Here is an 11,310-nt window from a genome sequence, read left to right as displayed (position 1 = left end):
CAGGGTCATCATGTCGTCGGTCATCGGTGATCTTTCCTTCAGGTTGGTCTTGAACAACCCGACCCTACCGGAAAAACACTGGTGACCGCCGATACCCTGATACACCACCTCCTGGGACACGATCTGAGATGCGCCTCCAATCCTTGATCCTGCCGAACATGTTTTCGATGCGATGTCGCTGTTTATAGAGAACGGCATCGTATTCGGCGGGATGTTTCCGCTTTTTGCGTGGCGGAATGCAGGGCGAAATGCCCTTTTCGATCAATCCGTTGCGAAACCAGTCTGCATCATAGCCACGATCCGCCAGCAATTCCTTTGCCTTGGGCAGACGTTCCATCAGATGCCGGGCTCCCTTGTAATCGCTGACCTGACCTGCGGTGAGGAAAAACAGCAGGGGCCGCCCCAGGCCATCGGTAACGGCATGGAGCTTCGAGTTCAGGCCGCCTCTGGTTTTCCCGATACATCTGGAAAGAGCCCCTTTTTGAGCAGGCTGGCTGCGGTGCGATGGGCTTTGAGATGGGTGGCGTCGATCATCAGCCTGTCGGGTTGGCCTGCCTTGCCGGCAAGTGCCTCGAATATCCGGTTGAACACGCCAAGCCGACTCCAGCGGATGAAGCGGTTGTAGAGCGTCTTGTGCGGGCCGTAGTCCTTCGGGGCATCTTTCCACTGAAGTCCATGTTTCAAAACATAAATAATCCCACTCACGACCCGACGATCATCAACCCGCTCAACGCCGTGCGACAACGGAAAATACGGCCGGATCCGGCCAAATTGCGTGGGTGTCAGCAAAAACAAATCACTCATGGCAAACTCCTCCTGCCGAGAGTGAATCAGAACCGAAGCCGATTGCAAAGAAATTTAATTAATAGGGCCTGAGCCTAATCCGAAAGGGTCTGGCGCGGCGATACGGGTTGCACGAATCTATAGATCAAGGGATCAAGCAGGCGCGGCGTTACAGGTGCTGACAGAATCCCTATCGGCCAATCCAGATGACAAAGCTTTGCATGCCGAGGTCGCTAGACATCATTTTTCGGAAGCCTCAGCTAATGACGAAGTTGTGGAAAGCCATCTTCGTCGTGCGTATTCCACAGGCGATGGAAATTTCGAAGCAAGATTCGAACTCGCTCAGTTTTTATTTTACCGTGGAGAAATGGTGAAATCGGCCGCTCTCTTTGAAGAGATCGACAAAAAAGCGCCTCAGACCTTTCGGCCTGTCGCAAACCGCGAAAACCTTTTCATCAAGCGAATCCCGACACAATCAGGCTATGTGCAATCCATTTCAGGGCACATGTTTTTTGTTCGTAGCGGTGCGTATCCCAGAGAAATATTCGCCCACAAATCATCGATCGTTGAAGGTGAATTTGAGGATATGAGTGTCGGGACAAATCTCCGCTTTACCATCAGATTCAATCGCAAGGGGCCTGTCGCCACGTCTATAGAAATCGAATAAGCGACGCTTGTTGTCTGACAGAGAGATCCGGAAAAGGCGGGAATTACCGGGAATAACCGGGAACAGGCGGAAAGCACCGATATATCAAGCCGATAGTGCATAATAAACTGGCAGCGGTGCAAAAGCGATTTTGACACGACTTGGCGGAAAACTTGCCACGCGATGCCCGGAATAGGGAAAATCGCCGAGGTCTTCGAACAAGTTTTCAAAAGTCTTCGAAACAGCTTCGAAGCGCCTTCAAGATATTGAAATACAACAGCTCTGCTTTTGAAACTCGGCGGGCGGTGAGAGGAATTTTATCGCCGAAATTGCTGGAAAATCCAATTTGAATTCCCGCCTGAGGGCGGAAATCTACGTTGAAGAGGCATTGTTTAGCGATTTCAATGCCTTAATTCAGGGCGACTTGTCAAAAGATTTCCGCCTCTCTCCAGCTACCCCTACCGCGCTTTGCCTGCGTACTCGCGGAAGTGCTGGGCAAAAGCAGCCAAGCTCAGGTGCAGTTCGGTTCCTCGATCCGATCGGAATGTGATGCGATCCGGTGTGCCGCTTTCGATCAACAGAGAATGGATTAAACGGTTCGCTATGTCCTCCATACTCGAATGCGAGCCGTCATCCATTTTAATGGTTTTGCCGCTCAATCGAAATCTGTCGTTGATACAGCCGTGTTCTTGAAGCTTTCGAAGATATAAAGCACCCGTGACGAGAAGCATTTCGGTTTCAAGAGGCGCCGTCGTTTCCTTCCAACTCCTGCTTAGTTCGGCCAGGCGATCAGCGATCTCCCCAAGCCTCTGGAAGTACAATGCCGGATCTTTGTGCATCGAGTTCTCCTGTCGCTTGATCTGGCTCAACCAGGCACAACAATAAATCGTGTATTAGAAATCGTAATCGCTAAGAGTTTGAAACGTAAATATTGTCTTAACACATACAATACATATTCTCACGAGCATTAAGCCGAGCGTTTGCCAGTGCCAGGCTCTCTGGCTGCGTCATCGAGACGGCGCTTCAGAAGCAAGCGAAGCCTGGGGATCGTCGCCTCGACGAGATCGATATCCGACAAATCGGCGACCTCCTCGCGAAGGCGGTTAAAAAGAGAGGTGGCCTCGCGTGTTACGCGACCGATAGGCGGCTTCTGTTTGGCCTCACCATAAACCGACCAGACAACGTGCGCGAGTTTCTCCATAAGAGCCTCATCGAGCGGCTCAGCGCCGCTTTCGAGCGTCTCCGGTAGCTGTCCCTGAAACATTTCGCCCTCGCCAGTCGTCAGCCAATTCACATCTATTCGAAACAGCAGGCGATAGGATGCCAAAACGTCGGCATCCGGAGTGCGTTCACCACGCTCATAATACGCAAGCGTGTTTTTGCTGATGCCCAGACGTTCAGCGAACTGATGTCTATCGGGGTCGCCTAGCCTACGCCGCACGTCCCGCAAGCGTGCTCCAAGCGCCGTTTTCGGTTCATTTTCCGGCTTCGACAATCGCTCACGCAAAGACAACATTTGCGTATTTACAAATACGCAAATGTGGTCTATCCCTATCGTTAGCAGCCAGCGAACAGCGGCTGCGATTGCTCACATACGATCAACAAAAAGCGGATGTTGACGCATCCGCCCTTTGCAGGAGGTTCCCGATGGCGAAATCCAAATGGGACAAGCACTCCATTCTCGCTGAACTTCGTCGGCGTGGCATGACGCTGACGAGATTGGCAGAGATCAGAGGCGTCAGCCCCGGCGGCTTTCGCACTATCTGGAGCAGGCCGAACCAGGCATCGGAAGCGGCTATCGCCGAGTTTATCGGCGTCGCCGTCGAAGAGCTTTTTCCGGACCGCTATCCAAAGAAGACCACGACAATTCTTTCTCACGAGTACGCTGCAGAGTCCACAGACAGCCAAAGGGCTGCCTGAGACGTGGCGCGGGCGGACGGCTGTTCTAGCCTTTCGTATCCGGTAGCGGCCCTTTGGCCGCTCGGCAGGGCGATGTCGTATTGCGTTTCATTGTTGCCCCGGCTGTCCAGTCCGATCGTCCGCGCCACACCCCGACAATCCCTTTTCATCCCGGGTGCCACAATGGCCAAAGCGCACGACAAAATAGACAGAAATTATTTCATTCCTTCCCGCTCCCCAGTCTGCCGCGTGCTGGAAACGGTGCTCATCTGGAGCGTCGCCGTCGCCGGCATCGTTGCCGGCATTTCAACGATCGTTTTCCAGTTGGGAGCAATGCGGTGAGTGGCGATCCATTGATCAATCTGCACTCGGCCCGCTCCCGGCACGATGGCATCTACCACGCCTGTATTATGGCAGTGCGCGACGGCTTTCCGCATCTTACGGCGCAAGCGATCATCGATCCGCCGCACGAATGGTTTGACGCGGCACTTGCCCGTCAGATTGTGATCCACATCATGGTGCGTGCCTTCGGTCTCCCGAAGCGCAGCGTTGCCCAGCATCAGGCGCGTTCGCGCGAGGCCGTCAATCGTGGCCTACGCGTCGTCGAGCGGCGCCTTGAGACCCCACGTTTCCGCAATCACTACGACCGGATGGTCAGCGCCGCGCGCGGCTCGCTGACCGCCCGCATGGAGGATGCCGCGTAATGGCTGAGTACCTTCGCATTCCGCTTTCGAAAATTCACATAGGCGATCGGGAAAGGCCGATCGATGAGGACTGCGCCCAGGCTATTGCTGCAAGCATGGCCGAATGCGGGCTGATCAACCCGATCACGGTTCGAAGAACTCCTGCGGCCAACAACGGAGCTACGCCGTTTACTCTTGTCGCGGGCGGGCATCGCCTGCGCGGAGGCGTCATCAACGAATGGTCCGAAATCGACGCCATTGTTGTGGAAGCTGATGCCGTAGAAGGCCAGCTGATAGAATTGCAGGAAAACCTTTATCGCAACGAACTGACAAAGCTCGATCGGGCTTTGTTCGTGCTGAAATTTCGTGAAGTCTGGACCGACAAGTATGGGAAGGTTCAACGCGGAGGTGATCGCAAATCAAAGGATCATCGTGATCCTTTGATCGCAACCAGCGGCCGGCAACTTGCCGAAAGCGTGCAGGAACGGCTTGGCCTCGGGCCCGCGAGCTACAAGCGGGTCAATCGTATTGGCCAGAACATCCGTCCGGAATTGCGCGCGGTCTTGCGCGGTACCTCGGCGGCTGACGATCAAACACGTCTCCTGGCACTATCCCGCCTGACCGTCGAAGAGCAGCTCGGCATTGCTGCGGCAATGCGCGAGGGGGCGGACCTTAAGAGAGCCTTGTCATTCGCGAAGCCGGAGAAACCGCAGGTTGATCCGCAGGCCGAAATCTATCGCAAGGTCGTTGCGCTGCTGACGAAGGCCGACGACGCGACGCAATTGAGGATCTTGCATCATCTGGGCGAACTGCGTGATTTCTCCTTTCTGGAGGACGCAGCGTGAAACTCGATCCTTTCCAGATGGACTTTTTTGCCGAGCCCGTTTTCCCGGTACGCCTGCCGGCCGCGCAGATCGATGTCGAGCGCTACCGGGCAAAAATCAAGCGGGCCATGGCGCGGGCAATTCGCGAATGCCAGTACGACCGCCCGACGATAGCGGCGCGAATGGCGCAGTATCTCGGCCTGCCGTCGATCAGCAAGGCGGCGCTCGACGCCTACACGGCCGAGAGCAAATCCGGCCACGACGTGACGCTGATCCGCTTTTCCGCATTCGTGCATGCCACCGGCGCGGTCTGGCTCTGGGATGAGGTTGCCTCGATCCACGGTGTCACCGTGCTGATCGGCGATGAAGCTCGACTTGCCGAACTTGCTCGGTTGAGACAGCAGCGGAAAGAAATCGAGGCAGAGATCCGCCGACAATCGGCTCGGCCGGTCAACCTCATTCGGCGGGGACGCTGATGGCGGGGAAAATTTCGATCATAGGGCAGATCTCGGAAATCGACCGAGAAATAGGACACAGGGAAAGCCTGTATCCGCGCCTCGTGCGAGAGGGGAAAATGCGCGAAGAAGAACGGAAAATGCTGATGGATCGCATTTTTGCAATCCGGGACACGCTGCAGTTTTGCAAGACGCATGAAGCTGACATCCGGGAATACATCGCCCGTAAAAAGGCGGACGAGGCATGAGAGAGTGGTACTCCATCGCCGAACTTGCCGGGCTGCAGCTTCCCGGCCTGCCAACATCCGAAAAAGGCCTGGACAAGAAGGCCAGAGCGGAATGGCGCGCCAATCCGCAGTTTTACCGCGTTTCCGCCGGCAAGACCAAGAGCTTTGTCGAATACCACATCCGGGTGCTGCCGGAGATCGCGCGCCAGCGCCTATGCTATGGCCAGGCGCAGGAGGATGCGGGAAAGGAACAACGCCGCCAGCTGTTGTGGCAGCGTTTCGAACGTCTTTCGAAAGAGCATAAAGAGATCTGCGAGAAGCGGCTCGCCGTCCTGCGGGAAGTGCTTGCCATGGTGACTGCAGGTCATTCCGCCAAGCAGGCTGTCGATGCCGCCACCGCAAAGGCGGGCGTCCGCAAGTCCGCATATTACGAGTGGCGGCAGATGGTGGAGGGGTATCCGCAGCAAGACTGGCTCGCTGCACTCGGCCCTGCCTTCAGCCCGGCCGTTGACGGCATCGCCAGCCCCATGGCGGATTGCCATCCGATGGCCTGGAGCTTTATCAAATCTGACTTTCTTCGGCCCGAGAAACCGGCATTCTCGGCCTGTTACCGGCGAATGCAGGAAGCGGCCGAGATCCAGGGATGGGCACCGATCCCATCGGAACGCTCTTTGCGTCGCCGAATGGATGCCGAAGTGCCCGAGGCTGTCCAGGTGGTTGCCCGTCAGAGCAAGGAACGCGCGAGAAAGCTGCATCCGGCCCAGAGACGTACGCGTGCTCACCTGCATGCCATGCAGGCAGTGAACATGGACGGCCACGAGCTCGACTTGCATGTACGAGTGCCGTGGCGGACGAAGCCGACACGCATGTACCTGGTCGGCATCCAGGATCTCTATTCCAATACCATCCTGTCATGGCGCCTCGCCGAGGCTGAGACGTGGGAGGTTGTCCGGCTGGTCGTTGGTGACATGGTCGAGAAATTCGGCATCCCCGAAGACATGTACATCGACAACGGCCGTGCCTTCGCGTCGAAGAAGATTTCGGGCGGTGCGCGCACTCGCTACCGCTTCAAGATCCGCGAGGAGGATCCTGAAGGCCTACTCGTCGCCCTGAAGATCACGCCGCATTTCGTCAAGCCGCGTTCCGGACAGTCGAAGCCGATCGAGCGCGCCTGGGGTGACTTTGCCGAGAACATATCGAAACACCCGATTTGCTCTGGAGCATACACCGGCAAGAACCCGACCGCGAAGCCATCCAATTACATGCAGTCGGCGATCGATCTGGAAGACCTCAAGCAGCTGGTGGCGCACCAGGTGGAAGAGCACAACGCCCGCACCGGGCGCCGTACCGAAGTGGCGAAGAAGCGCAGCTTTGCAGAAGTCTTTGCCGAGAGCATGCGTTTGCCCTCGACGATCGTGCGTCAGCCAACCGCCGCACAGCGCGCTTTGTGGCTGCTCGCCTCGGAGCCGATCAAGACCCAGAAGGGCAGTGGCGAAATCCACCTGCTCGGCAATCGCTACTGGAATGTGGCGCTAAACCAGCACATGGGCAAACAGGTCATCATCCGCTTCGATCCGGACCAGCTGTCGCGTCCGCTAAAGGTTTACGACATCAAAAACCGGCTGATCTGCGAAGCGGATTGCATCGACGATACCGGATTTGCCAGCCAGGATGATGCGCGGATCCATGCCCGGCGGGTGGCCGATTATAACAAGGCACTCAAGATCGCTCACCATGCCGAGGCGGCGCTTTCGGCGGAGCAACTCGGTGCGATTTTGCTCAAAGGCCGCAAGAGCAGACCGCAAGAGCCGACGAAGCCTGCTGTGCCTCGTCTGGCAACCAGCAATCTCGCGGTCTTGCCACAGCCGGCAGAGGCCATCAGCGACCACGAATTTGAAACATCCTTTTCCCGCGCCCTCACGATGGTGAGATCCGGTGCGGTCCTCGAATTCCCGACAGGGAATACGTCGGCTTCGGCCGGCCAAACCAAGCAGAGCCGAAATGTAAAGAGTGCGGTTCCGACAAAAAAATAGGGCCGGATCACTCCGGCCCAACAACAGCCCGCAAGGGCTTACAACGGAGCCTTTTTAGATGAACAAGCACATAAACACAAGTCAGCTCGGTGGCGGGACCACCTGGGAACGCCCAATCCGCGCCCCGGAGCTGACCTCCAACCGTACCCAGGAAGACGTAGATTTGTGGTGGCAGTTGGTCGATCGCGTGATCGAGGTCGCCACGCACTACCGTTGGACCAAGTCCGAGGTAGCCCGCCGGCTGAATATGCCCGGCAGCACGTTTTCGCAGTGGTTTTCCGGCAACCTCGGCCAAGGCCGTCTCGACAACAGCAATGCCATCGTACAGCGGTGGATCGAGCTCGTGGAACAGAACGCGGCTTTTGCGGCCACCATTCCGCAGTCGCCACCTTACATGCGGCTGCGGGGCTCGATCGAGGTCATGGAGACGCTGGCCTGGGCACAGCTTTGCCCAGATCTCGTGATGATCACGCTCGGCGCCGGCATGACGAAGACGACGAGCTGCGAGCATTTCGCGAAAACCAATCCGCATGTCTTTCTCGCGACGCTGACGGAAAGCACCAAAACGGTGCACGGCATGCTGACCGAGCTGGCCTCCGAACTTGATGTGCAGGAACACAATCCGGCGCGCCTGGCGCGCGCGATCGGCGGACGCTTGAAGCGGACAGGGGCGGGCACGCTACTCATCGTTGATGAAGGGCAGCATGCCAACGACGAGGCGATCAACCAGTTGCGGCACTTCGTCGACGTCTATCGCTGCGGCGTGGCGATCGTCGGAAACGAGGAGGTCTATCGGCGGTTTTCGAAGTCCAAGCAAGGGCCGTCTTATGCGCAGCTGAAAAGCCGCGTTGGCAAACGTCTGCAGCGGGCCAAGCCCTACATCGAGGATCTGCAGGCCTACATCGCGGCCTGGGGCATCGAAGACGAGGGTTGTGTCAAGTTCCTGACCGGCGTCGGGATGAAAGGCGGTGCATTTCGCCAGATCGACAAGACCATGCGCATGGCGACGATGCTTGCCATGGCAGCAGGGGACGCGGTGGCACTCCCGCATATCCAGGCAGCCTGGAAGAACCGCGACGTGGAGGATATCGCATGATGTCGCTTCAAGAGCAGATCAGCCAGCTCGTCGAGGAGTTGCGGGCAAATGTTGCCAGCGGGTCGCCGTTGATGACCGGAGAGCAGCGCATCTTGGCTGCTCGGCTGCTGACCCTCGGAAAACTCGCGCTCAACATCGAACACGAGCTCCAGTTCTACCGGCTTGAGGATGCCGGCCGAATAGGCCGTGCGACGGTCGAGCAGCTCGCCGGCGAGGCAATGGGCAATATGATGTTCGACACGGCCGACAAGGTCGTGCGGCCGGACTTCAGGGGGAAGCGGTCATGACACCCGATGAAACCCTGCCGTCCTATCACCTGCGGATGTTGCGATATACCGCAACCGAGCTTCTCAAGCCGGGCCGCGTGCTTTCCGACATGATGGTCGCGACGGTCATTGCCTCGATCAATACCTGCGCCGCGATCGCCGACGACTATGAGGAAGACACTGCCATTCTCAGGAAACTGTGGCGTGTCACCCAGCGTCCGGAGGGGAATGGACAGAGCCGACCCACGTTGCGCCTGATCACATGCGGCCCCGACGATGGGGGGAGCGCGGCATGAAGACGATCCCCCTTACGATCGAACTTCCAGCCGGCCCGCTCCTCGATGCGATCGGCACCCATCTCGCGCGCGAGGCACGCGGGGTCAGGCCGGGAACCACGCAAGTTCCAACCAATCAGCTCGGTTCGGTGAACAGGCTCCTCGACGCGTGCCGAAAGCTTTCCGAAGCGGTCACGCGTCTGGAAAACGCCCTGGGCACCCGCGATGAGCGGCCCGCCCGAACGCGACTTGAAACGGCTTCAAAGATGGTTCGAACCGCACTCTCCCAGCTTCAAAACCCCTAGAGGATACCGATATGCAGAACGCAACTCTGGAAGAAAAGTCGGCTGAAGGCATTGTTGTCATCAGCGGCCGCCAGTTCATGACCAATTCGAAAGGCGGCCTCGACCCGATCGATGCCGTCAAGCCGCAGCACAAGCTGCAGGACCAGACGGTGCGCAAATGCATCGCATTTGCTCTCGACCTCAGCGCCCAGATCGGGCGCTTTCGCGGCCACACCGTCGCCGATCTCGGCGCGCTCGACGCGATCCTCGCCGAAAAATACGAGGTGAAGATCGGCGGACCGAAGGGCAACCGCACCTATCAGACCTATGACGGGTTGATGCGCGTGCAGGTGCAGGTTTCCGATCTGATCAGTTTCGGGCCGGAACTGCAGATCGCGAAATCCCTGATCGACGAGTGCCTGATCGAATGGTCGGCCGACAGCCGGCCGGAGATCCAGTCCGTTGTGACGCGGGCGTTTAACACCGATCGCGAAGGCCAGGTCAACAAGGCCGACATCTTCATGCTGCTCAATCTCGAAATCCAGGACGATCGTTGGAAGCGTGCCATGGAGGCGATCCGCGATGCGATCCGGATCACCGGCAGCAAGGAGTATGTGCGGTTTTACCACCGCAAAAGCGTCCAGGATGACTGGATGGCGATCACGATCGACATGGCAAAGGCTTGAGGTACGGCCATGAGCAAGACACGTATTGAAATCGCGGTGGAGACTTTGGAAGGCATTGACGGATGCCCCGTCTGCAATGCGTGGCAAGCGGAGACGGATAGTGGACCGGAGCGCATCTTCCGCAATCCCGACGACGTCTATGCCGTGCGCTTTGACTGCGGTGCGGAGTTTTCGGTCTCCGATGACGGCGAGATCGACAGCCGCATTCCTTGCACGCAGATTACCAAAGAAGCCGCTGCCAAACTCGATCAGGAGGCCATAGAGGAGTTCGAAGCGCAGGAGGATGCGGAATGAAATTCGCTCGCATCTTCGAAACCGACGATCGACAGGTTCTGATCTACATGGAGCCGGACGGCTCCAAATACACCCTCCATCAGGTGACTACCGCATTCGGTGACGTCGGCGCTACGATCGACGTCACCCTGAAAATGACGGCGAAAGAGGGCAAGTCGGCCGAGGAAATCTTCGACTTCTTCATCGCCGGTTACTCCCAGGCGCAACTCGATGCATTCCTCTGCGAGGTTCGCGGCCTTGAAGGAATAGTCCGATGAGGCGCAATCGCGAAGCCGAAGAATTGGAGCAAGCCCTCATTCGCGCTGTCGAGGCCGAGGGCTTTGCCGTCGTCGTCGGCGCGAACGAATGGTTCGCGCGGCTGGAAGTCCAGGCGGAGAGTGGAGAGGTGATCGTCACCGAGGTGAACCTGACCCAGATCGCCTGGCGTCTGCAGGAGGCGTTGTCGTGAGCAGCATCTATCTAGATGGCAACTGCCGCCTCTCCAGTTATGGCGCGAAGATTACCGGCGCGAAAGCTGTCGTCACGATCCATATCCATGTCAATGATCACGCCGCCCTCGGATTTCTTCTCCGCGAGTTGGAGGAAATCCGCGCTGCGCAGATGGCGCCACCAGCTTCAGCCAAACGGTCCGCTAAGGCCAAGCCGATGCTCGCTCTTCCCAAGCCGCCGCTGCAATTGCCTTTTCTTGGAGATGTCGAATGAGCGCAGACACCACACCAGCGCCCTCGCAGCATGTGGATGGCGGCGAATGATGGCTTATCGTTTGGTCTTTTCGCCAGCCCGTGTGTTGACGCCCTTGCGTGCCTCGCTCGCCTCAAGTCGCACGCCTAAACGTGCCTCTTGTCCGACAGGACGCCCC

Annotated in this window: 20 protein-coding genes; 17 read left to right on the top strand and 3 right to left on the bottom strand. The window is 57.8% G+C overall.

Going from position 1 to position 11,310, the window contains the following annotated elements:
- Positions 1-64 precede the first annotated feature (64 nt).
- Positions 65-804, bottom strand: a protein-coding gene (locus tag DEM27_RS34495; RefSeq protein ID WP_420028875.1) for an IS5 family transposase whose coding sequence is annotated in 2 segments (ribosomal slippage) — positions 65-471 and positions 471-804 — 741 coding nt in all. Because the reading frame shifts where the segments join, the coding sequence is not laid out codon by codon here.
- Positions 805-958: 154 nt separating this feature from the next.
- Here DEM27_RS34495 and DEM27_RS33785 point away from each other — a divergent pair.
- The gene (locus DEM27_RS33785; protein WP_128755628.1) at positions 959-1,450 is read left to right on the top strand and encodes a hypothetical protein; all 492 of its coding nucleotides are present in this window, start codon (positions 959-961) and stop codon (positions 1,448-1,450) included.
- A gap of 437 nt (positions 1,451-1,887) precedes the next feature.
- Here DEM27_RS33785 and DEM27_RS33120 read toward each other — a convergent pair whose 3' ends face one another.
- Both DEM27_RS33120 and DEM27_RS33115 read right to left on the bottom strand, forming a co-directional pair.
- Positions 1,888-2,268 carry a hypothetical protein gene (locus tag DEM27_RS33120; RefSeq protein WP_109462484.1) on the bottom strand — a complete coding sequence of 127 codons (381 nt, stop codon included), beginning with the start codon at positions 2,266-2,268 and terminating at the stop codon, positions 1,888-1,890.
- Positions 2,269-2,396: 128 nt separating this feature from the next.
- Positions 2,397-2,945, bottom strand: a complete 549-nt coding sequence (locus DEM27_RS33115; RefSeq protein ID WP_109462483.1) for a helix-turn-helix domain-containing protein — start codon at positions 2,943-2,945, stop codon at positions 2,397-2,399.
- A gap of 131 nt (positions 2,946-3,076) precedes the next feature.
- Between DEM27_RS33115 and DEM27_RS33110 the strand changes: the two genes are divergently transcribed.
- The 16 genes from DEM27_RS33110 to DEM27_RS33040 all read left to right on the top strand — a co-directional run bounded on the left by DEM27_RS33110 (position 3,077) and on the right by DEM27_RS33040 (position 11,153).
- Positions 3,077-3,349, top strand: coding sequence for a helix-turn-helix domain-containing protein (locus DEM27_RS33110; RefSeq protein ID WP_109462482.1), 273 nt, complete (start codon positions 3,077-3,079; stop codon positions 3,347-3,349).
- Positions 3,350-3,511: 162 nt separating this feature from the next.
- Positions 3,512-3,670, top strand: a complete 159-nt coding sequence (locus tag DEM27_RS34315) for a hypothetical protein (RefSeq protein WP_165823738.1) — start codon at positions 3,512-3,514, stop codon at positions 3,668-3,670.
- On the top strand, positions 3,667-4,032 hold the full coding sequence (locus DEM27_RS33105) for a hypothetical protein (protein ID WP_245446303.1): 366 nt from the start codon (positions 3,667-3,669) through the stop codon (positions 4,030-4,032). Before DEM27_RS34315 ends, DEM27_RS33105 begins: the two co-directional genes overlap by 4 nt.
- Positions 4,032-4,856 carry a ParB N-terminal domain-containing protein gene (locus DEM27_RS33100; RefSeq protein ID WP_109462480.1) on the top strand — a complete coding sequence of 275 codons (825 nt, stop codon included), beginning with the start codon at positions 4,032-4,034 and terminating at the stop codon, positions 4,854-4,856. The genes DEM27_RS33105 and DEM27_RS33100 overlap by 1 nt, the downstream gene beginning before the upstream one ends.
- The gene (locus DEM27_RS33095; RefSeq protein WP_245446301.1) at positions 4,853-5,311 is read left to right on the top strand and encodes a hypothetical protein; all 459 of its coding nucleotides are present in this window, start codon (positions 4,853-4,855) and stop codon (positions 5,309-5,311) included. The genes DEM27_RS33100 and DEM27_RS33095 overlap by 4 nt, the downstream gene beginning before the upstream one ends.
- Positions 5,311-5,538: a hypothetical protein gene (locus tag DEM27_RS33090; protein WP_109462479.1), complete on the top strand. Its 228-nt coding sequence runs from the start codon at positions 5,311-5,313 to the stop codon at positions 5,536-5,538. Before DEM27_RS33095 ends, DEM27_RS33090 begins: the two co-directional genes overlap by 1 nt.
- A complete protein-coding gene (locus tag DEM27_RS33085; RefSeq protein WP_109462478.1) occupies positions 5,535-7,550 on the top strand; it encodes a transposase domain-containing protein in 2,016 nt (671 codons plus the stop codon). Before DEM27_RS33090 ends, DEM27_RS33085 begins: the two co-directional genes overlap by 4 nt.
- Before the next feature lie 58 nt (positions 7,551-7,608).
- Positions 7,609-8,646 (top strand): AAA family ATPase, encoded by a 1,038-nt coding sequence (locus DEM27_RS33080; protein WP_109462477.1) that lies wholly within the window; start codon positions 7,609-7,611, stop codon positions 8,644-8,646.
- Complete coding sequence (locus DEM27_RS33075; RefSeq protein ID WP_109462476.1) at positions 8,643-8,933, top strand: hypothetical protein; 291 nt, start codon at positions 8,643-8,645, stop codon at positions 8,931-8,933. The genes DEM27_RS33080 and DEM27_RS33075 overlap by 4 nt, the downstream gene beginning before the upstream one ends.
- Positions 8,930-9,208, top strand: coding sequence for a hypothetical protein (locus DEM27_RS33070; protein WP_109462475.1), 279 nt, complete (start codon positions 8,930-8,932; stop codon positions 9,206-9,208). Before DEM27_RS33075 ends, DEM27_RS33070 begins: the two co-directional genes overlap by 4 nt.
- The gene (locus tag DEM27_RS33065) at positions 9,205-9,492 is read left to right on the top strand and encodes a hypothetical protein (RefSeq protein ID WP_109462474.1); all 288 of its coding nucleotides are present in this window, start codon (positions 9,205-9,207) and stop codon (positions 9,490-9,492) included. Before DEM27_RS33070 ends, DEM27_RS33065 begins: the two co-directional genes overlap by 4 nt.
- An 11-nt stretch (positions 9,493-9,503) precedes the next feature.
- Positions 9,504-10,157 (top strand): DUF3164 family protein, encoded by a 654-nt coding sequence (locus tag DEM27_RS33060; RefSeq protein ID WP_109462473.1) that lies wholly within the window; start codon positions 9,504-9,506, stop codon positions 10,155-10,157.
- A 9-nt stretch (positions 10,158-10,166) separates the two neighbouring features.
- Positions 10,167-10,451: a hypothetical protein gene (locus tag DEM27_RS33055; RefSeq protein ID WP_109462472.1), complete on the top strand. Its 285-nt coding sequence runs from the start codon at positions 10,167-10,169 to the stop codon at positions 10,449-10,451.
- Positions 10,448-10,708, top strand: a complete 261-nt coding sequence (locus DEM27_RS33050; RefSeq protein WP_109462471.1) for a hypothetical protein — start codon at positions 10,448-10,450, stop codon at positions 10,706-10,708. Before DEM27_RS33055 ends, DEM27_RS33050 begins: the two co-directional genes overlap by 4 nt.
- Positions 10,705-10,899 carry a hypothetical protein gene (locus DEM27_RS33045; protein ID WP_109462470.1) on the top strand — a complete coding sequence of 65 codons (195 nt, stop codon included), beginning with the start codon at positions 10,705-10,707 and terminating at the stop codon, positions 10,897-10,899. The genes DEM27_RS33050 and DEM27_RS33045 overlap by 4 nt, the downstream gene beginning before the upstream one ends.
- Entirely contained in the window at positions 10,896-11,153 is a 258-nt protein-coding gene (locus DEM27_RS33040; protein ID WP_109462469.1) for a hypothetical protein, read from the top strand. Before DEM27_RS33045 ends, DEM27_RS33040 begins: the two co-directional genes overlap by 4 nt.
- Positions 11,154-11,310 lie beyond the last annotated feature (157 nt).

Source organism: Rhizobium album (assembly GCF_003122325.1).
Classification (GTDB): domain Bacteria; phylum Pseudomonadota; class Alphaproteobacteria; order Rhizobiales; family Rhizobiaceae; genus Metarhizobium; species Metarhizobium album.
Note: the sequence above shows the minus strand (reverse complement) of the source record. Positions and strands in the feature narration are given on the sequence as shown.

Coding starts and splice junctions, on each gene's coding strand:
- DEM27_RS33120 (WP_109462484.1), bottom strand. CDS start 2,268: ATGCACAAAGATCCGGCATTGTACTTCCAGAGGCTTGGGGAGATCGCT.
- DEM27_RS33115 (WP_109462483.1), bottom strand. CDS start 2,945: ATGTTGTCTTTGCGTGAGCGATTGTCGAAGCCGGAAAATGAACCGAAA.
- DEM27_RS33110 (WP_109462482.1), top strand. CDS start 3,077: ATGGCGAAATCCAAATGGGACAAGCACTCCATTCTCGCTGAACTTCGT.
- DEM27_RS34315 (WP_165823738.1), top strand. CDS start 3,512: ATGGCCAAAGCGCACGACAAAATAGACAGAAATTATTTCATTCCTTCC.
- DEM27_RS33100 (WP_109462480.1), top strand. CDS start 4,032: ATGGCTGAGTACCTTCGCATTCCGCTTTCGAAAATTCACATAGGCGAT.
- DEM27_RS33090 (WP_109462479.1), top strand. CDS start 5,311: ATGGCGGGGAAAATTTCGATCATAGGGCAGATCTCGGAAATCGACCGA.
- DEM27_RS33085 (WP_109462478.1), top strand. CDS start 5,535: ATGAGAGAGTGGTACTCCATCGCCGAACTTGCCGGGCTGCAGCTTCCC.
- DEM27_RS33080 (WP_109462477.1), top strand. CDS start 7,609: ATGAACAAGCACATAAACACAAGTCAGCTCGGTGGCGGGACCACCTGG.
- DEM27_RS33075 (WP_109462476.1), top strand. CDS start 8,643: ATGATGTCGCTTCAAGAGCAGATCAGCCAGCTCGTCGAGGAGTTGCGG.
- DEM27_RS33070 (WP_109462475.1), top strand. CDS start 8,930: ATGACACCCGATGAAACCCTGCCGTCCTATCACCTGCGGATGTTGCGA.
- DEM27_RS33065 (WP_109462474.1), top strand. CDS start 9,205: ATGAAGACGATCCCCCTTACGATCGAACTTCCAGCCGGCCCGCTCCTC.
- DEM27_RS33060 (WP_109462473.1), top strand. CDS start 9,504: ATGCAGAACGCAACTCTGGAAGAAAAGTCGGCTGAAGGCATTGTTGTC.
- DEM27_RS33055 (WP_109462472.1), top strand. CDS start 10,167: ATGAGCAAGACACGTATTGAAATCGCGGTGGAGACTTTGGAAGGCATT.
- DEM27_RS33050 (WP_109462471.1), top strand. CDS start 10,448: ATGAAATTCGCTCGCATCTTCGAAACCGACGATCGACAGGTTCTGATC.
- DEM27_RS33045 (WP_109462470.1), top strand. CDS start 10,705: ATGAGGCGCAATCGCGAAGCCGAAGAATTGGAGCAAGCCCTCATTCGC.